The sequence below is a fragment of the Paraburkholderia sp. WS6 genome, assembly GCF_030464835.1.
Taxonomy (GTDB): domain Bacteria; phylum Pseudomonadota; class Gammaproteobacteria; order Burkholderiales; family Burkholderiaceae; genus Paraburkholderia; species Paraburkholderia madseniana.
In genome coordinates this window covers 1-18141 of record NZ_JALQCK010000078.1, presented here as the reverse complement: position 1 = coordinate 18141, position 18141 = coordinate 1, and the positions used below count along the sequence as shown (strand labels likewise).

The window sequence follows — 18141 nt, the reverse complement described above, 5'->3', positions numbered from 1 at the left end:
TTTCGGCCTCAAAGCTCCGTTGCACGCGCCCCTCCGAGATATTCAGGACCGACTAGCTACGTTAAAGCAATCAAAGCAGGGTTATGCCGGGCTTTGCCTCGGCATGACCAGACGAGCAGACACCAGGAAGACGCTCAGTCTTCGTCTTCGCTCGCCATGAATGCGCGCATGAACACCAGCGCGCCCCAGCCCCACATCGCGTTCGCCGCGAAACCCACCGCGAGGCGCGGCAGCATGTTGCCGCTCGGCCAGATGCCGCGCAACGGATCGACCACAAACACGCTCGCCGCCGTCAACGCAAGGCCGCCGAACACGAAGGCGGGCACCCACGGCGCGCGGCGTCCCGGCGCAACGCGCAACAGCCACGCCATCAGCACAGCCCAGAATGCGCTCCAGATCGCGTTCGCAATAAACTCCGGCAGCCCGAGCGGCAAAAACGGCGCGGTTGAAAAACCGGTAGGGTCGATCAGACCGGCTGCGTGCAGCAGCGCCAGAGTCGATTCATGAAAGAACAGGGAAGCCAGAAAACCGGCGACGAACGGCAGGATGAGTTTTTGCATGCATTGCACCGCGAGAGATCAGGCGGCGTGGTTCACGCGGCCTGCACCGGATTATTGGAAACGTGGCGCCATTATATATAGGGGGGCCCCGCTTCCAGCGTACGTAAGGCGCAACATCCGTATGCTTTAACGTCGGGCTAATCACGAAAGTGGAAAACCTAAGCTAAAAAAAATCGTTCAAAAGCTGGGCCCCGATCCATAGACTGTTTCTCCATGCAGACGGTGTTTGCCGCCGTCGCCCATTTAATCGAGCGCATCACGCGCACGTCTGGTCGAGGGAAGCCGTCGCGATGTCCTGCCTGATGCCGATCTTCAGCCGCTCCATGGCACACACGCGCTTGCGGATGCGCTGTCGGAACTAGTCCGCGCCTCGCCGCAGTTTTTCCGTTCCTTTTTGCGCTTGCATCTCCGGCTTTCGTACCGGATGGATGTGCGCGACCAGCGGCGCGCGGCCGGCGTGTGCACTTTCACTCGACGCACCGTTTCCATTCAATCCAGTTTCGAACAAGCAGGAGCAGCAAATGAATGTGTTCTGGTTCATTCCGACTCACGGCGACAGCCGCTATCTCGGTACGTCCCAAGGCGCACGCGCAGCGGATTACGACTACTTCCAGCAGATCGCCGTCGCCGCCGATACGCTCGGCTACGAGGGCGTGCTGCTGCCGACCGGCCGTTCGTGCGAAGACGCATGGGTCGTCGCGTCGAGCCTGATCGCCGCGACCAAACGTCTGAAGTTTCTGGTGGCGATCCGTCCGGGCATCTCATCGCCGGGTCTGGCGGCGCGCATGGCTGCGACCTTCGACCGTCTGTCGAATGGGCGTCTCTTGATCAACGTCGTGACCGGCGGCGATTCGGCTGAACTGGAAGGCGATGGCGTGTTCGTCGATCACGACACGCGCTATGAAATCACCGACGAATTCCTGCATATCTGGCGCAAGTTGCTGACTGCCGCACATACCAACGACGCGATCGATTTCAACGGCAAGCATCTGATCTCGAAGGGCGGCAAGGCGCTGTATCCGCCGGTGCAGAACCCGCATCCGCCGCTGTGGTTCGGCGGTTCGTCGGCGGCTGCGCACGACATCGCGGGCGATCACATCGACACGTATCTGACGTGGGGCGAACCGCCCGCGGCCGTGGCGAAGAAGATCGCCGACATTCGCGCCCGCGCCGAAGCGCGTGGCCGCAAGATCAAGTTCGGCATTCGCCTGCATGTCATCGTGCGCGAAACCGAAGAAGAAGCATGGGCCGCCGCCGACAAGCTGATCAGCAAGCTCGACGACGAAACCATTTCCCGTGCGCAGGCTTCGTTCTCGAAGATGGATTCCGAAGGACAGCGCCGCATGGCCGCGTTGCACGGCGGCAAGCGCGGTGGACGCGCGGAACTCGAGGTGTATCCGCATCTGTGGGCGGGCGTCGGTCTCGTGCGCGGTGGTGCTGGGACGGCGCTGGTCGGCAATCCCGAGCAGGTGGCCGCGCTGATGAACGAGTACGCGGCGCTCGGTATCGACACGTTCATCCTGTCCGGCTATCCGCATCTCGAAGAGTCGTATCGCTTCGCCGAATTGGTGTTCCCGTTGCTGCCGGGCCATCAAAGCAAGGTCGCGGGCGGTCCGCTGTCGGGGCCGTTCGGCGAGATCGTCGGCAACAACTATCTGCCGAAGGCGGCAAGTTCGAGCTGAGCGCTTGCGCCCGGTTCGGCAATGACGCCCATCGATAAGCAACGAGGACAATCATCATGGCTCAATCCACTGTGAGTGAGGAACGAAGCACACACGAAGGCTCGGGCGCGGCTTTCGGCGCGGGCCTCGTCGGCGCATTGCGCCGCATCGGCGCGCCTCTCGCGCCGTGGCTCGTGCCGCTGGCGATTCTGCTGGCGTGGGAATTCGCCGCGCGCAGCGGCATTCTCTCGACGCGTGTGCTGCCCGAACCGCTCGCGGTCGTGAAGGCCGCGTGGTCGCTGATCCAGTCCGGCGAAATGTGGGCGGACGTGAAGGTCAGCACGTGGCGCGCGGTGTCGGGCTTTACGATCGGCGGCGGCATCGGACTCGTGCTCGGCCTTGCCACGGGTCTCTTCAAACCCGCTGAAATCGCGCTCGATTCGACTGTGCAGATGGTCCGCAACATTCCCGCGCTGGCGATGATCCCGCTGGTGATCCTGTGGTTCGGTATCGAGGAAGAGGCGAAGGTGTTTCTCGTCGCACTGGGTGTGTTTTTCCCGGTCTATGTGAACACGTTTCACGGTATCCGTTCGGTGGATGCCAACCTGATCGAGATGGCGCGCAGTTATGGCGTGAAGGGTTTTTCGCTGTACCGGCATGTGATTTTGCCGGGGGCGTTGCCGTCGATTCTGGTCGGCGTGCGGTTCGCGTTCGGGCTGATGTGGGTCACGCTGATCGTCGCTGAAACCATTTCCGCGCAGTCGGGCATCGGCTACATGACGATGAACGCACGCGAATTCCTGCAAACCGATGTGGTGGTAGTGGGCATCCTGCTGTACGCGGCACTCGGCAAACTTGCCGACGTGCTGGCCAAGAGTCTCGAGCGTGTATCGCTGCGTTGGCATCCTGCCTATCAACGAGGAGCGAAAACATGAGCGCAACGACATTGTCGACCTCGTTCGGCGGCATCGCGGGCAGCGATCTCGAAGCCGAACTGGCGCAACCGCGCACTGTCGATCATGACGCGGATGAGGCTGCCGGCTTCGACCGTGCGGATTCGGCGCACGATCGCCGGCGCGTGGGCGTCGTGCCTTCGGCGACCGGTGCATCGGCGCGCAACGACGCACGCCGCTCTGGCGATTTTTCGGTCGAATTGCGCGGCGTCGGCAAGCAGTACGGCGAGCGCACGGTGCTGTCCGATTTTGATCTGTCGATCGAGCGCGGCAGTTTCGTGGCGATCGTCGGCCGCAGCGGCTGCGGGAAATCGACTTTGCTGCGCCTGGTGGCGGGTCTGGAGAAGGCCACCTCGGGCGTGCTCGAAAAGCGCGCCGAAGACGGCCAGCCACTCGACACGCGCATCATGTTCCAGGACGCGCGGCTTCTGCCCTGGAAGAGCGTGCTGCAAAACGTGATGCTCGGCCTCGGCCGCAGCGCCCGTGAAGACGCGCGTGCCGTGCTCGACGAAGTCGGCTTGCTGGAGCGCGCCAACGACTGGCCCGCGCAGCTCTCCGGCGGTCAGCGTCAGCGTGTGGCACTGGCGCGGGCGCTGGTGCATCGGCCGCAATTGCTGCTGCTGGACGAACCGCTCGGCGCGCTCGACGCGTTGACGCGCATCGAAATGCACGCGCTGATCGAACGGCTGTGGCGCGAACATCAATTTACCGCGCTGCTGGTGACGCATGACGTGCATGAGGCCGTCGCGCTCGGCGACCGGATTCTGCTGATCGAAGAAGGGCGCATCGCGCTCGATCAGCCGGTGCCGCTGGCGCGCCCGCGGGCGCGTGCGTCGGCCGGTTTTGCCGCGCTGGAAGAACATGTGTTGCAACGCGTACTGAAGACGGCGCCGAACGACGACGCGCTGTCCAACCGCGCTTACGACGCACGTGCCGAGGGCCGCCTCACGCGGCCGACAGACGTCCGCTGGGCCGTCTGACATCCCTTGACTGACTGTTTTCAATCGCTTTTCTGGAGTCACTCGACATGAGCATTTCCGCAATCAACGTACGCAATCAGTTCAAAGGCAAGGTCAAGGAAATCATCCGCGGGCCGGTGGTGTCCGAGGTCGATGTGGACACGCCGTTCGGTATCGTCACCTCGGTGATCACCACACGTTCGGTCGACGAACTCGACCTGAAGGTCGGCTCGGAAGTGGTTGCGCTGGTGAAGTCGACGGAGGTGTCGATCGCGCGTCTGTAAGCGCGCGACTGCACTATTCGCATTGCTCGCACCGTCACGCGCGCCGACGCTATTTTGCGTTGGCGCCGCTTCGCTTGATCTCATCCTCCTTTCCGATACCACTTGCCGGTTTGTTGCCGCCACGCATTCGTACGGCACCACGCAACCCGCATGCCTCAACGCGCCCCTGCGTGCCCCCGCAAAACTTGCTACGATGAATTGAGCACCACGACGGAGACGGCCATGTCGAAGTCATTAAGTCCGGAAGCGGTTGAAGCGTTGCGGCGCTTGAACGATGTCGGCGTCGGACAGCCCATGCCGAAGTTTGAGCAATCCGTCACGGCGGAGTTGCTGACGAACGGGCTCGCCGCCGAAGCAAGCGGCGGCGAAGTCGAAATCACCTGTAGCGGCCGGCAGTACCTTTCTGGCGATTGCGACTGATCGTCAGGCGAGGGCGGGCCGGTGCATGCTCCGAGCCGCAACGACGGCCCGGTGGAAAGGCGCGGCCGCCGACATTCAAGGGCACGCAAGACACCAAGGAGGCGATCATGGAGCCGAAAGGCCTCGACATGGGCGACTACCAGGAGCGCTATCAGGACTACGAGATTGAAGTCGCGGTCGAACAGGTGCTCACCGGTGTCAAAGCGCATTTTCGGGTGTTGCGCAACGACGCGGTGGTGGTCGACTGGCGGCTCGTGCATATTGACACGCTATGGTCCACTGAGCATGCCGCGGCCCTGGCGGGCTTCAAGGCGGCGCGGGAAACGATCGATGCTGGCCTCACCACGTAGCCACAAGCGCGCGAGCCGGCGAGCGCATTCAATTAAGCTGACGATCTTTCGACTTGCTGGAGACGGTCGATCCGTTCGGTAACCGGATTCGTTTTTGCGAATCGCCGAACAAGGATATGCGTGGGGCGTGATGAGCCAGTGGCAGGGGCTTGACGCCGCGGTCGCGGCCGTCGTGTAAACGGAACTGGGCGCCGGCATGCATTGCATTCGCGGCGCCCAGTTCGGCTGCCGTCTTGTGAACGGCAACCTTCAACGGCGACAGATTAGTGGCCGAAGAAAACCGATTGCGGGCCCGACGAAGCCGGTGCACGCGTACCCGATTGCGACGACACGTTGTTCACGCCACCGTATGCGTTCGACTCGGCATTAGCGCGTTCGGCCGCGACGGTTTGTGCGCTCTGGCCTTGTTGCGAAGCCGGTGCGCCGACCGACGGACGGTAGAACGGTGCCGGGCCGTAGCCGCTAGCGAATGCGGGAGCGGCGATCGAGGCAGAAACAGCAACCAACAGGGCGGCGATGAGCTTGGTCTTCATGGTGTGACTCCGATAAGTTTCGATTTCATTTCAGGAAGGCGTCGCAGGGGCCGGTGAGGTGTGTCTGCAACGTCGATGGAGGGCAGTGTATACCCCTACTATTGAAAATTTGTACCGATAATCTGAAATTACTATTCTCGGTATTGAAATAATCGGTCGGAGGGTTATGCGACAGGCGTCAGCGGTGGTCTGCCCCCGTCTGTCAAGCGATTTTGGCGATCAAAGACCGGGTTGGGAGGGTTGGTTATCGGTGGTGTTTGCTGGCGTGTCGTGCCTGGATTCGAAGCTTGGATGCCGGCCGACCGGACATTAAGTGCGCTAATTCGTATCGCGCCGCTGCATTATGGCCATAGCGCGCGCCGATACCGCTTGCAGCCGTTGCCCAGACGCAATGTCCGCTTTCGTGCGCGGTTTACGTCCCAAAAAGTACAACTTACATGTTGTGTTTTTTAGTTTTTTGATACAACATTTGTGTTGTATTATTCCTCGTCTTGCTCAACAAGAGGAGGAACATGAAGTACAGCGAGTTTAGGAAGTGGCTGAAGAAACAAGGTGCGACTTTCGAAAAGCACAGGAGCGGCTCAAGTCACTACCGGGTCACGCTCAACGGCAAGACAACCATCTTCCCCGATCACGGCGCCAAGGAAATGGGTACCCATCTCGTCGCGGCGATCAAGAGGCAGCTTGGTATCAAATGAGCAGGAGAGGCTGACGGCCTCTCCCGATACTCGCGGGCTTTGTGTTTTTCTTGAAGCAGTCCCACTGGAGAACCGTAATGTTGTCGTACCCCATCGAGCTGACGCCGGATTCTAATGGCACGCTCCTCGTCACGTTTCCGGACGTGCCTGAAGCGATCACCGTTGGAGAGAACGAAGATGATGCCGATGTGCAAGCCCTCGACGCACTGGAGGCCGCACTTGAGATCTACTTTTCGGAAAAGCGGTTCATTCCTTTGCCGTCGAAGGCAAAGCGTGGCCAGCGAGTCGTAACGCTTCCTGCTCTCGTGACCTCGAAGGTCCTGCTTGCAAACGAAATGCTGCAGCAGAACGTGCGGAAGGCGGAGTTGGCGCGTCGATTGAAGGTCAACCAGGTGCAGGTCGATCGCCTTTTGAATTTCCGTCATTCATCGAAGATCGAGATGGTTGAGTCTGCATTTGCCGTTCTTGGCAGGCGTCTGGAAGTGCGGCTGGTTTGATCCGCTCCTCTTTCCCAATTGAAACCGTCGCGTCGACGAGATTTTTAATTGGGAAGTCGGCCCGACAGAGGGCGCTTCGTGATGTGATAAATCGCGAGGCCAAAACAAAAACGGCGTTGTGATTTCTCACAACGCCGTTTGGTCAAACTTTTTACTGCTTGAATTCTTTGGGGTGGCTGATGGGGCTCGAACCCACGACAACAGGAATCACAATCCTGGACTCTACCAACTGAGCTACAGCCACCACTGACATCTGCTTGACTTGCTAGCAACTCATTGCTGAGAAACTTGGCTCGTCGATGAAGAAACGAGATTATACGAACAAGAATCCCGTTTGCCTAGTCCTTTATTCAAAAATTTCGACGGGCTCACGCAGATGCTGTCTTGCCTCGTCGAAGATGGTCAGATCGCGCGCCGCCAGACGCTTGCTATCGGACAACACGCGACGCCATCCACGTGCACCTGCCTCACCGCGGTAGAGGCCGAGTGCATGACGCGTGATTGAACCAAGGTACGTGCCGCGTGCCATTTCAGCCGCGCAATATTCGATCAGCTTCGCCTCGACCTGCTCGCGCGTGAGCGGCGTATCGGTCGAGCCATAGAAGCGCGCATCGACGTCGGCCAGCACATAAGGGTTGTGATACGCCTCGCGCCCAAGCATCACGCCATCGATATGCTGAAGATGCGTTTCCACCTCATCAAGCGTCTTGATACCACCATTGATGATGATCTCCAGATGCGGGAAGTCGCGCTTAAGCTGATACGCGTAGTCGTACTTGAGCGGCGGAATCTCGCGGTTCTCTTTCGGGCTCAAGCCCTTGAGAATTGCATTGCGTGCGTGCACGACGAATACGTTGCATCCAGCATCCGCGATCGTGCCAACGAAGTCGCGCACAAAGCCATACTCCTCGACCTCATCGACGCCAATCCGGTGCTTGACCGTGACCGGCACGGAGACCGCATCGCGCATCGCCTTCACGCAGTCGGCGACAAGTTGCGGCTCGTTCATCAGGCAGGCCCCGAACGCGCCGCGCTGTACGCGCTCGGACGGGCAGCCGCAGTTCAGATTGATCTCGTCATAGCCCCATTGCTCACCGAGCTTAGCCGAGCGCGCAAGGTCGTCAGGCTCACTGCCGCCTAGTTGCAACGCGACTGGCGCTTCTTCGGGCGTAAACGCCAGATGGCGCGGCACATCGCCGTGCAGTAGCGCGCCGGTGGTGACCATTTCGGTGTAAAGCCACGTATGACGCGATATCACGCGATGCAGCGAGCGGCAGTGGCGATCGGTCCAGTCCATCATCGGCGCGACGGAAACACGGCGCGGACTGGGAGTTTGAGCTGAAGACATGGGGCGGCCGGACGGCATCAATCAAAACCCGATTTTACCGCAAGGCATGAAACTTCCCGTTTGGGCTGGAGACCCGGCAGCGCCGGAGAGCAGGTCAGCCGGCAGCCGCCGCATCAATGCCCATGCCCCCCATTGCCGCCGCTGCTCCACGAACTACCCCCGCCGCCTCCGTGGGAGCCACCGCCGCCGCCATGCCAGCCGCCGCCTCCTCCGTGCCAACCTCCGCCATGCCAACCTCCGCCATGCCACCCGCCGCCGTGCCAGTACCCGCCACCTCCATGGTAGTAACAGCACGGCCCACCCCAACCGCCCCAGATGTCCACCGTGCCGTAAGCCGGTCCATACACCGGTCCATAGGCATATCCGTAGCCGGGGTAATAGGGCTGCGCGTAGGCATAGTCGTATCCTGGCGCGACCACGCACCCGGCGAGACTTCCCGCCACGACCAACATCGCGATTGATGCAATGAGCCTGCTCACGATTTTCTCCCTCGTATGTGAATGAGAAAAACGGCGCACCCGGGAGTTCAGCAGGATTTGTGTCCGCAAATTACGGCCCGGATTTACCACCCGGCTTCCGTTACGCCTGCACCGCAACCCAACGCCATAGCGGCCGCCCGTTACGCCAGCCTTCCAAACTATGACGGATTCATCGCGCTGTAACAGTTGGTTAAATTTTCGCAACGTAACTGTAGGGCGCGCCTGATACTTTCCCGTCAGACAATTTCCTTTTGAATCCAGACCCATACTGGTGCCGACGCTGGACGAAGAAGAACGCATCCCACTTTGCCGGGCCGCCTGATGCAAAGCCTGCAAAAACCTGGTCGTCAATGAAGCACGATACACAGCCTGCGACCGCATCGGCATGGTGCGCCGAAGGCGACGCCTGTGCCGCTCGCGGCGACCTCCAGGCCGCACTCCAATGTTTCGAAACAGCGCGCGCACACGATCCTGTCGACGCCGTCGCCCTTGAGCGTCTCGCCGCGACGCTCGCCGCGCTGAGCCGTTTTCCCGAAGCCGTTGTCCGCTATCACGAAGGGATCGGGCTCGATTCGCGGAACACCGATTTGCGTCATGGCCTCGGCTGGTCGCTCGAACAGATGCATCGACTCGAGCAGGCGGTAGACGCGTATCGCGAAGCAGTCCGGCTGAATCCAAAAGCCGACGGCTCATACAACAACATGGGCAACTGCCTGCAGGCACTCGGTCGTTTCGACGAGTCTCACGAAGCCTATCGCCACGCGATCGAGGCCGCTCCGCAGATGCCGCTGTACTACCGCAACTTCGTGCAGTCCAAGCGCCTTTGCGCCGACGATCCGGTGTTCGCCGCGCTCGAGCAACTCGTCGGCGATGCCGCCTCGCTGACACCCGCCAATCAGGCGGAGATTCATTTCGCGTATGGTCAGGCGCTGTCCGATGTGGGCCGCAACGATGCGTCGTTCGATCACTTCCTGAAGGGCAATGCGCTGCACCGTGCCGGCGTGCGCTATGACGAAGCCGCGTCGCTCGGCCTGTTCGCGCATTTGCCTGAGCTCCTGACTTCAGACGTGCTGGCGGCCAAGCATGGTCTGGGCGATGCGTCGGACGCACCAATCTTTATCGTTGGCATGCCACGCTCCGGTTCGACACTGATCGAACAGATTCTCGCGAGTCATCCGCAGGTTTTCGGCGCGGGGGAACGCACGGAGTTCGGCGCGGCGCTGGTTAACTGCATCGGCCGCGATCTCGACGATCCCTTGCGCATCGATATCGAAGCCTTGCAGGGCATCGGCCCCGCGCAATTGCGCACGCTCGGCGCCGACTATTTGCACCGCATACGGACGTCGCTGCCGGAAATGCAAAACGCAACGCCAGGCTACGCACGTTTCACCGACAAATACCCATTCAATTTCATCAACGTCGGGCTGATTCATCTGGCGTTGCCGAATGCGCGCTTCATTCATAGCAGCCGCTCGCCGTTGCAAAGTTGTCTGTCGATTTTTGCGCGAATTTTTCATGACGTGCCGTTCAGCTACGATCTCGGTGAACTGGGCCGGTACTATCGCGCGTACGACGCGTTGATGGTCCATTGGCAACGCGTGTTACCCGAGGGCACGATGATCGAAGTGAAATACGAAGAGCTGATTGAAGATTTCGAAGGGAATGTCCGACGCCTGCTCGCGCATTGCGGACTCGACTGGGATGAGCGCTGTCTGGCGTTTCACCAGACCACGCGGCAGGTGAACACGGCAAGCGCGGCACAGGTGCGCCGTCCGCTCTACAAGACATCGCTGCAGCGCTGGCAGCCGCAGCAGGCGTTGCTGCAACCCTTGTTCGACGGTCTGGGACCGGAGTTGGCGCCCGCTGGCAGCGTCAGCGGGCGCGAGCGGGCGCCTCGGGCAGATGCCGGGGCAGCGGCCAACGGGATGGAGCGGAAATCGTGAGCGCAACGCGTGGAGCCGTCATCTGGATGACCGGTTTGTCCGGCGCCGGTAAATCGACCGTAGCCGAGGCGTTGCATCAGCGTCTGAAAGAAGCCGGACATGCCTCGATCGTGCTCGACGGCGACGTGCTGCGGCGCGGCCTGACCGCGGGCCTCGGCTTCACGCCCGAGGATCGCGCCGAAAATCTGCGGCGGATCGCGCACGTCGCGGCGTTGTTCATGCAACAGGGCTTCATCGCGATTGCCGCGGTGATCTCGCCCGAGCATGAACATCGGCGCATGGCTCGCGAGATCGTCGGCGCCGGTTTCGTCGAAGTGTTCGTGAATGCGCCGCTGACGGTGTGCGAAGCGCGTGATGTCAAAGGCCTCTACGTGCGTGCGCGGCGCGGTGAAATACCCAATTTCACGGGTGTTTCGGGGCCGTACGATGTGCCGCTCGACCCCGATGTCATGATCGAAACCGATCGCGTGTCGATCGAAGAGGCCATAGGCCGCCTGCTTATGCATCTGAGCGCCATGGGTTGCCTGTCGAGGGAAGAAAGCGGGCTCGGCAGACCTCGTCTCGCGAAATAGTCGCCGCGAGGCGTGTGCCTGTATTCGGCCGCGCAAATTTTCCACCCGGCGCGGCGCATTTCGCTATACCTTTTCGCCTACTTGTGGACAGAAGGGGTGATGCGTCGATGCCGACATTGTCGATACGAAAAATAAAGCCGAACGTCGAAACGCTCGTTCTCGCGGCCGATCTGGCCGGCACGGTTGTTTTCGCAATCGAGGGCGCGGTGAGCGCGATGCGCGGCGGTCTCGATCTGCTGGGTGTGATGGTGATCTCGTTTGTCGCGGCGCTCGGCGGTGGGGTGATCCGCGATCTGTTGATCGGCGATTCACCGCCTAACGCGATACGCGACTGGCGTTATCCGGCGTTGACGTTCGTCACCGGTCTGCTCACGTTCATTTTCCATTCGACAGCGCAGCAGTTTCCTGTCGCGCTGATTACCGTGCTTGACGCCGCCGGTCTCGCGCTGTTCGCCGTTGCGGGCGTCGAGAAAGCGTTGTTGTTCGGGATCCGTCCGTTTATCGCGATGCTGATGGGCACCATCACCGGTGTGGGCGGCGGGGTGATCCGCGATGTGCTGATGGCGCGCGTGCCGCTGGTGCTGCATGCCGATATCTATGCGACGGCTGCTTTCGCTGGCGCATTCATTGTGGTGGTTGCGCGGCGTGCCGGCTGGCCGCCGGGCGTCGCGGCTTTAGCAGGCGGTGCGGTGTGCTTCGTCTTGCGCGTGCTGGCCGTCACCTATGGCTGGCATCTGCCGAAGGCGTCGCTCTCAGCGCTTGCGTAACGGCTCGATCAGCGACGACAAACCGTTGTGATCGATCTCGTGCATCAACGCCAACAGACGGCCGATTTCCCCCGGCGGAAAGCCCTGGCTCGCAAACCAGTTCAGATAGTGGCCGGGCAGGTCCGCGATCAGCCGGCCTTTGTATTTTCCGTACGGCATCACGCGCGTGACCAGGAGTTCGAGGTGTTCGGGATTCATCGCAGAGGGGTCGACGGAAAGTTCATTGAGCGAGGTGGTGTGAGCGCCCGCTGAAGCAGCATTTTAGCTGCGCTGCAGGCATCGCGCCGGCATGGTAACGTCAGCGCTTTCCCTTTACACACAACAGGACAGGTTCGATGGAATACCGCAGACTCGGCGACTCGGATGTGAAGGTTAGCCTGATCGGTCTCGGCACCATGACGTGGGGCGAGCAGAATACCGAGCAGGAAGCGCACGCGCAGATCGATTACGCGCTCGATCATGGTGTCAATCTGATCGACGCCGCGGAAATGTACCCGGTGCCGCCCCGTCCCGAGACGCAAGGCTCGACCGAGCGCTATATCGGCACGTGGATCGCGCAACATCGCAGCGCGCGCGAGAAGATCGTGCTGGCCACCAAAATCGCCGGCCCGGCGCGTCAACCGCACAACCCGCGTCATATTCGCGGGGAGGGCAACCAGTTCGACCGCAAGAACCTAACCGAAGCGCTCAACGATAGCCTGAAGCGTCTGCAAACGGACTACGTCGATCTGTATCAGTTGCACTGGCCGGATCGCAGCACGATGACGTTCGGCCGTCCCGCCTATCCGTGGGTCGATGACGCGTATACGGTGCCGATCGAAGAAACGCTGTCGGTGCTCGCTGAATTCGTCAAGGCGGGCAAGATTCGCCATATCGGCGTGTCGAACGAAACGCCCTGGGGTGTCGCGCAGTTTCTGCGCGCGGCGGAAAAGCTCGGCTTGCCGCACATCGTCAGTATCCAGAATCCGTATAGCCTGTTGAACCGCACGTACGAAGTGGGTCTGTCCGAGTATGCGCATCGCGACAACATTGGTCTGCTTGCGTATTCGCCGCTGGCCTTCGGCTGGTTGTCGGGTAAGTATGAAGGCGGCGCGCGTCCGGATGGTGCCCGCATCACGCTGTTCGAGCGCTTTCAACGCTACAGCAAGCCGCAAGCGATTCAGGCAACCACGCGGTATGTGGAACTGGCGAAGCGTCACGGTTTGTCGCCCGCGCAGTTCGCGCTGGCCTTCGTCAATAGCCGGCCGTTCCTGACGAGCAATCTGATCGGCGCCACGTCGCTCGATCAGTTGAAGGAAAACATCGCCAGCGCGGAGGTGAAACTCTCGCCGGAAGTGCTCGCGGAGATTGATAAGCTGCATGAGTTGCAGCCGAATCCGGCGCCTTGAGGTAGCTGCCGGGGCGGCAAGGCGAGTTGATCCGCCTTGCTTGCCTCGAACTCAATCAACGTCGCCCAGGCTCGCTCAGCGAATCTTCAATTTCGAGCGCAGCGCATTGAGCGCCAGCAAACTCACCACCGCGCAGAACATCAGATAGAAGCCGGGCGCAAGTTTATTGCCGCTCGCGTCGATCAGCCAGGTGATCACGAAGGGCGCAAAGCCGCCGAACACCGTCACGCCGATGTTGTAGCTGACCGCGAGACCGGTCGCGCGTGTCTGCGTCGGGAAAATCTCCGACATCAGCGCGGGCAGTGCGCCGAAGTACGTCGCCTTCAATACGCCGATCCAGATCAACGCCAGCAGCATCGTGGCGAACGACGGATGCGCATTCATATACACGAAGGCCGGATAGACCGTCAGCAGCATCAACGTCGCGGCGACTGCCATGATGCGGATGCGTCCCATGCTATCGGACAGGTGGCCGGCGAACGGCGTCAGCACCGTCAGCACGATTCCCGTTGCGAGCGTCGCCGAGAAGCCGGTCGAAGCGGGCAGATGCAGTTGCTTGATTGCATAGGTCGGCATGTACAGGATCATGTAGTTGGCCGCGGTCGAAATGACCAGCGAGCCGACCGCGAGCAGCATGCGGACCTTCTGCGTGCCGAACAGATCGCGCAGCGGCGTCCGGGTTTTCGGCTCCGTGTTGAACTCGGCGCCTTCGTCCACGTAACGGCGAATATAGAAGCCGACCGGGCCGATCGCGAGGCCGAACAGAAACGGAATACGCCAGCCCCACGATTCGAGTTGCGCCGACGTGAGCTGGCTCGTCAGCAACGCGCCGAAGCCGGAGGCGAGCAGCGTCGAGAGGCCCTGGCTGGCGAACTGCCAGCTACCCATGAAGCCGCGCCGCTCGGGTGCATGCTCGACCAGAAACGCGGTGGAAGCGCCGAACTCGCCGCCCGCCGAGAAGCCCTGAACGAGCCGCGACAGCATGATGCCGGCCGGCGCCCACAAACCGATCACGGCATACGGCGGCATCACGGCGATCGTCAACGTGCCGATCATCATCAAGCCGATCGACAGCAGCAGCGACACCTTACGTCCCGCACGATCCGCGAGTGAACCGAGCACGAGTCCGCCGAGCGGCCGGATCATGTACGAGATGCCGAAGGTGCCGAGCGTGAGCATCAACGAAATCGCTTCGGTGCTGGCAGGGAAGAACAGCTTCGCGATCGTCACCGCGAAAAATCCATAGACGACGAGGTCGAACCATTCGAGCGCATTGCCGATCGACGCCGCGAGAATGATGCGATGGACCTTTGCGGCGGACGGCCGCGCGGCGCTGGCTTGCAAGGTGGACGTGCTCATCGTGGCGTGCCTCGTGGCGGATGCGGCTAACAGTTAACTGCGGGTCTGCGGCAGGCGTACTGCGTCGATCGCTCAGGCCGCGGCTTTTGATGTCGTCGGGGTTGAGTGCGGCGAGTTCTCGCCGAGATCCCAGAAGAGCCCCGCCATGATCTGCAAACCCTCGCGCACCACCGGTCCGAGCAGATGCTCGTTCGGCGCGTGCTGGGAGCAGGCCGGGTACGAATGCGGCACCCAGATGGTCGGCAGACCGAGCGTGTCGGCGAACACTTCGTTGGGCAGCGTGCCGCCGAGATTCGGCAGTACTGCCGTTTTCTTGCCGGTGGTCTGTTCGAGTGAGGCGATGGCCCACGTGACCCACGGGTCGTCGGGATTCAGACGTGTTGCCGGTGCACCGCGCTCGACGTTGATCTCGACGAGCGAAAAGCCATGCGTGTCCAGATGCGCGCGCAGATGCTGCTCAAGGTTTTCCCAGTCGGTGCCGACCACGAAGCGCAACTGGCAATGCGCGAAGGCTGACGCCGGGATGGCATTGACCGGGTTCTCGGGATTGCCCGCCTTGAAAGCCAGTACTTCGAAGCTGTTCCAGCCGAACACACGTTCTGGCGCCGTGAGACCGGGCTCGCCCCAGTTATCGTCGACGGCAGGATCGCCGGGACCGCCGCCTACCGTGATATCCGCCAACGCGCGACGCACCGCTTCCGGAATCGGCGGCGGACGCAAGCCGTCGACAGCGATTACGCCACGCGCATCTACGAGGCTTGCAAGTGCGTTCGCCAGCACGGTGGCCGGGTTGCGCAGCAGACCGCCCCAGTTGCCTGAGTGATGCGCGCCGTCGCGCAGATTCAGCGAGAGCTTGAAGTTCACCGAGCCGCGCGAACCGAGGAAGACGGTGGGGCGGCGCGCGGCGAGGCGCGGACCATCGGAGGCGATCAGCACGTCCGCGGCCAGTTCCTGTTTGTGTGTGTGGCAAATCGCGTCGAGCCCCGGCGAGCCGGTTTCCTCGCCCATCTCGATCAGCAGTTTTGCGTTGAAGCCGAGCTTGCCGTCGCGCGCGGCCAGCACGCTAGCTAGCGCGGCGAGGTTGATGGTGTGTTGGCCCTTGTTGTCGGCGGTGCCGCGGCCATACCAGCGTTCGCCTTCGATTGTCACGGCCCACGGCGTCAGCGGCGCACGCCATTGACTGTCGTAGCCGCGCACGACGTCGCCGTGGCCGTAGATCAGTACGGTGGGCAGACGGTCGTCTTCGTGACGATTGGCGAGCAGGAACGGCCCGAATCCTTCCGCGGGGTTATCGACGATGCGTGTGCTGAAGCCAAGACCTTCGACTTCGGGCGCGATCTCGTCGGTCAGATACGAAAGCAACGTAGCCGCGCGATCGTTTTCCTGACTCTCCGTGCGAAATCCGACGCGCCGGTTGAGGTTCTCGAGGAAGGCGCCTGATTCGAAATGATGCGTTGCGTGTTCGATGGCCTGATTGCGGCTCATGTTTGTCTCCGATGCGGGGTGCGGGGATGGCGGCGACGCGGCGCCGTGCGTGGCACGTCTGGTTCGCGGCCATCAACTTCGAAACGATTCTAGGAGGCCGTTATTTTTGTCACAATGATCGTCTTTCGAAGCTTGTGTTGCCGAAAAGGCAAAGCTCGATACACTGACACACGGCCGCTTCCGCTTGCAAAAGGCATCGCTCATGGCACTTTCATTACACGGCATCGCATTGCGCTATTTCGTTGAAGTGGCGCGCACCGGTTCGATTAGCGACGCGTCCGCGCGGCTGCATGTGGCCGTGTCGGCGATCAGCCGGCAGATCGCGCGGCTCGAAAGCGACCTCGGCGTCGCGCTGTTCGAACGGCGGCCGCGCGGCATGTCGCTCTCCGAGGCGGGCGAGCGTCTGCTCGCCTACGCGCAGCGCAGCCTGCTCGAGGCGGAGCACGTGATGAAGGAGATCGGCGGCCTCGAGGCCTTGCACGGCAGCATGATCAAGGTCGCCAGTTCGGAGGGCTTCGCTGCGGATTTCCTGCCCAGCGCGATGGCGGCGTTCCGCAGCCACTATCCCGGGATCGACTTCACGCTCTCCGTGATGCCGCCGGGCGAGGCCACCCGCCGGGTACGTGATGGCGACGCCGATCTCGCGCTGACGTTCAGCCTCGCGCCGGAAAAGGGCGTCAAGGTCGAACACACCGAGCGGGCGCCGGTGCTGGCGCTGCTGCGCGCCGATCATCCGCTGGCTGGGCGCGCGAAGGTGTCGCTCGCCGACCTGCAGCGCTATCCACTGGTGCTGCCGGAGCCCGGCACCACGATCCGGCAATTGATCGACATCACTTGCGCGCTTGAAGGCGTGCTGCTCGAGCCCGATCTCACCTGCAACAATAGCGGCGCGATGTACCGTTACGCGCAGAAGTCCGGGGCGATCATGTTCACGGGGCTGCTGTCGGTGCGCGACCGTTACGCCGCCGACGGCTTCGTCGCGATGCCGCTGACGCATCCGCAGATGCGCCAGCGCAGCATCCAGGTGCAGACGATGGCCGGACGGGAGTTGCCGCCGTCGGTGAAGGCGTTCCGCGACCACCTGATCGCAGAAATCGGCGGCGCCAAGCCTACCAATGCTGCAGTGCCGAAGCCGGCTCGAAAGCGCGGCGAGGCGCGTTGAAAGGCAAATCTCCCTGCCGGACGTCGAATCACGACCTAAACTGTGGGGACGGGGCGGGCTGGTCAGCCTCTACTGCACGGCTGGCGGTGCTGTGGCCCATACCAGTGGTAGGATTCAGCCCGAAAAATGGAGCACGGTGCGCGATGAATGGGCGTGCCGTCCACAACAGAGCGATAGGACTCAGGACATCGAATGGCGCAACAAAAAACAAACCCAAAACTTGAGCAGGCGCTGACGCGCGGGGATCTTGCAATTCGCCAGGCCAACTCGGCACGGGCGACGGCGTTGCTGCGTGCGTTGGGCAAGATGATCGTCGAGGCATCGGCGACGATTGGCGTGGAGGCATTCACGCTGATCCCGGATGGCGACAAGATTTACGATCCGACTGATGGGCTGTGGCCGCAGGAACTGCAGGTTTCGCTTGATGGTCCTGTCGAGGAGCAGGACCCGGATGAGGTTCGGACGGTGCGGTTGATTGCCGATGATCCGGCGACGGTGTTCAGGGTTGAATGGCAGCGCGCCGACGGGAAGATCGGGCGTCAGGATGGGGGGCCGTTTGCAACGGTGGCTTTTATTTCTGATGTGGATATTCCCTGGACGGATGATGAGGATTGAGGTTGGTTTTTTTGCCTGCGCGGCGCTTGTTTGTCCGTGTTCTTAGGGCGTTGGCCTTTCCTTGCATTGTTAGTGGTCTATTAGCGTTGCCCCTGTGCGGGGCGGCAC

Annotated in this window: 21 protein-coding genes and 1 tRNA gene; 14 read left to right on the top strand and 8 right to left on the bottom strand. The window is 61.7% G+C overall.

Annotated features, from left to right (window positions below; genetic code table 11):
- Positions 1-134 precede the first annotated feature (134 nt).
- Positions 135-560 (bottom strand): hypothetical protein, encoded by a 426-nt coding sequence (locus M0D64_RS43630; RefSeq protein WP_097392287.1) that lies wholly within the window; start codon positions 558-560, stop codon positions 135-137.
- A gap of 521 nt (positions 561-1081) precedes the next feature.
- Between M0D64_RS43630 and ssuD the strand changes: the two genes are divergently transcribed.
- The 6 genes from ssuD to M0D64_RS43600 all read left to right on the top strand — a co-directional run bounded on the left by ssuD (position 1082) and on the right by M0D64_RS43600 (position 5187).
- Complete coding sequence (ssuD, locus tag M0D64_RS43625) at positions 1082-2242, top strand: FMNH2-dependent alkanesulfonate monooxygenase (RefSeq protein ID WP_266262154.1); 1161 nt, start codon at positions 1082-1084, stop codon at positions 2240-2242.
- 56 nt (positions 2243-2298) lie between these two features.
- Positions 2299-3156, top strand: coding sequence for an aliphatic sulfonate ABC transporter permease SsuC (gene ssuC, locus M0D64_RS43620; RefSeq protein WP_266262153.1), 858 nt, complete (start codon positions 2299-2301; stop codon positions 3154-3156).
- Positions 3153-4154, top strand: a complete 1002-nt coding sequence (locus M0D64_RS43615) for an ATP-binding cassette domain-containing protein (RefSeq protein ID WP_266262152.1) — start codon at positions 3153-3155, stop codon at positions 4152-4154. The genes ssuC and M0D64_RS43615 overlap by 4 nt, the downstream gene beginning before the upstream one ends.
- 47 nt (positions 4155-4201) lie before the next feature.
- The gene (locus tag M0D64_RS43610) at positions 4202-4417 is read left to right on the top strand and encodes a molybdopterin-binding protein (RefSeq protein ID WP_011488137.1); all 216 of its coding nucleotides are present in this window, start codon (positions 4202-4204) and stop codon (positions 4415-4417) included.
- Between the two features lie 222 nt (positions 4418-4639).
- The gene (locus M0D64_RS43605; RefSeq protein ID WP_054034588.1) at positions 4640-4837 is read left to right on the top strand and encodes a hypothetical protein; all 198 of its coding nucleotides are present in this window, start codon (positions 4640-4642) and stop codon (positions 4835-4837) included.
- Positions 4838-4944: 107 nt separating this feature from the next.
- On the top strand, positions 4945-5187 hold the full coding sequence (locus M0D64_RS43600) for a DUF6566 family protein (RefSeq protein ID WP_154561321.1): 243 nt from the start codon (positions 4945-4947) through the stop codon (positions 5185-5187).
- A 263-nt stretch (positions 5188-5450) separates the two neighbouring features.
- On the opposite strand, the gene M0D64_RS43595 is transcribed toward M0D64_RS43600, so the two are convergent.
- The gene (locus M0D64_RS43595) at positions 5451-5720 is read right to left on the bottom strand and encodes a hypothetical protein (protein ID WP_120291432.1); all 270 of its coding nucleotides are present in this window, start codon (positions 5718-5720) and stop codon (positions 5451-5453) included.
- Between the two features lie 512 nt (positions 5721-6232).
- Between M0D64_RS43595 and M0D64_RS43590 the strand changes: the two genes are divergently transcribed.
- Positions 6233-6418: a type II toxin-antitoxin system HicA family toxin gene (locus M0D64_RS43590; protein ID WP_054034691.1), complete on the top strand. Its 186-nt coding sequence runs from the start codon at positions 6233-6235 to the stop codon at positions 6416-6418.
- A 77-nt stretch (positions 6419-6495) separates the two neighbouring features.
- Positions 6496-6915, top strand: coding sequence for a type II toxin-antitoxin system HicB family antitoxin (locus M0D64_RS43585; protein ID WP_054034585.1), 420 nt, complete (start codon positions 6496-6498; stop codon positions 6913-6915).
- A gap of 168 nt (positions 6916-7083) precedes the next feature.
- Here the strand turns inward: M0D64_RS43585 and M0D64_RS43580 are convergent.
- From M0D64_RS43580 to M0D64_RS43570, 3 genes are all read right to left on the bottom strand, one after another.
- Positions 7084-7159: transfer RNA gene (locus M0D64_RS43580), tRNA-His, on the bottom strand.
- A 102-nt stretch (positions 7160-7261) separates the two neighbouring features.
- On the bottom strand, positions 7262-8263 hold the full coding sequence (gene dusA / locus M0D64_RS43575; protein WP_266262151.1) for a tRNA dihydrouridine(20/20a) synthase DusA: 1002 nt from the start codon (positions 8261-8263) through the stop codon (positions 7262-7264).
- Positions 8264-8376: 113 nt separating this feature from the next.
- On the bottom strand, positions 8377-8742 hold the full coding sequence (locus M0D64_RS43570) for a hypothetical protein (RefSeq protein ID WP_266262150.1): 366 nt from the start codon (positions 8740-8742) through the stop codon (positions 8377-8379).
- A 350-nt stretch (positions 8743-9092) separates the two neighbouring features.
- Here M0D64_RS43570 and M0D64_RS43565 point away from each other — a divergent pair, with 350 nt between their 5' ends.
- The 3 genes from M0D64_RS43565 to M0D64_RS43555 all read left to right on the top strand — a co-directional run bounded on the left by M0D64_RS43565 (position 9093) and on the right by M0D64_RS43555 (position 12024).
- Positions 9093-10685, top strand: coding sequence for a sulfotransferase (locus M0D64_RS43565; RefSeq protein WP_266262149.1), 1593 nt, complete (start codon positions 9093-9095; stop codon positions 10683-10685).
- Positions 10682-11257: an adenylyl-sulfate kinase gene (cysC, locus tag M0D64_RS43560; protein WP_168436022.1), complete on the top strand. Its 576-nt coding sequence runs from the start codon at positions 10682-10684 to the stop codon at positions 11255-11257. Before M0D64_RS43565 ends, cysC begins: the two co-directional genes overlap by 4 nt.
- 107 nt (positions 11258-11364) lie before the next feature.
- A complete protein-coding gene (locus M0D64_RS43555; RefSeq protein WP_154567508.1) occupies positions 11365-12024 on the top strand; it encodes a trimeric intracellular cation channel family protein in 660 nt (219 codons plus the stop codon).
- Here the strand turns inward: M0D64_RS43555 and M0D64_RS43550 are convergent.
- Positions 12010-12222 (bottom strand): DUF3820 family protein, encoded by a 213-nt coding sequence (locus M0D64_RS43550; RefSeq protein WP_006048800.1) that lies wholly within the window; start codon positions 12220-12222, stop codon positions 12010-12012. The genes M0D64_RS43555 and M0D64_RS43550 overlap by 15 nt on opposite strands.
- A 137-nt stretch (positions 12223-12359) precedes the next feature.
- Between M0D64_RS43550 and M0D64_RS43545 the strand changes: the two genes are divergently transcribed.
- Positions 12360-13412 (top strand): NADP(H)-dependent aldo-keto reductase, encoded by a 1053-nt coding sequence (locus tag M0D64_RS43545; protein ID WP_266262148.1) that lies wholly within the window; start codon positions 12360-12362, stop codon positions 13410-13412.
- 75 nt (positions 13413-13487) lie between these two features.
- Here the strand turns inward: M0D64_RS43545 and M0D64_RS43540 are convergent, their stop codons facing one another.
- Together M0D64_RS43540 and M0D64_RS43535 are read right to left on the bottom strand one after the other, a co-directional pair.
- The gene (locus M0D64_RS43540) at positions 13488-14771 is read right to left on the bottom strand and encodes an MFS transporter (protein ID WP_266262147.1); all 1284 of its coding nucleotides are present in this window, start codon (positions 14769-14771) and stop codon (positions 13488-13490) included.
- A gap of 72 nt (positions 14772-14843) precedes the next feature.
- Entirely contained in the window at positions 14844-16256 is a 1413-nt protein-coding gene (locus M0D64_RS43535) for a M20 family metallopeptidase (protein ID WP_266262146.1), read from the bottom strand.
- Positions 16257-16458: 202 nt separating this feature from the next.
- Here M0D64_RS43535 and M0D64_RS43530 point away from each other — a divergent pair, with 202 nt between their 5' ends.
- Both M0D64_RS43530 and M0D64_RS43525 read left to right on the top strand, forming a co-directional pair.
- Complete coding sequence (locus M0D64_RS43530; protein ID WP_266262145.1) at positions 16459-17418, top strand: LysR family transcriptional regulator; 960 nt, start codon at positions 16459-16461, stop codon at positions 17416-17418.
- A 192-nt stretch (positions 17419-17610) separates the two neighbouring features.
- Entirely contained in the window at positions 17611-18033 is a 423-nt protein-coding gene (locus tag M0D64_RS43525; protein WP_054034577.1) for a hypothetical protein, read from the top strand.
- Positions 18034-18141: the final 108 nt, after the last annotated feature.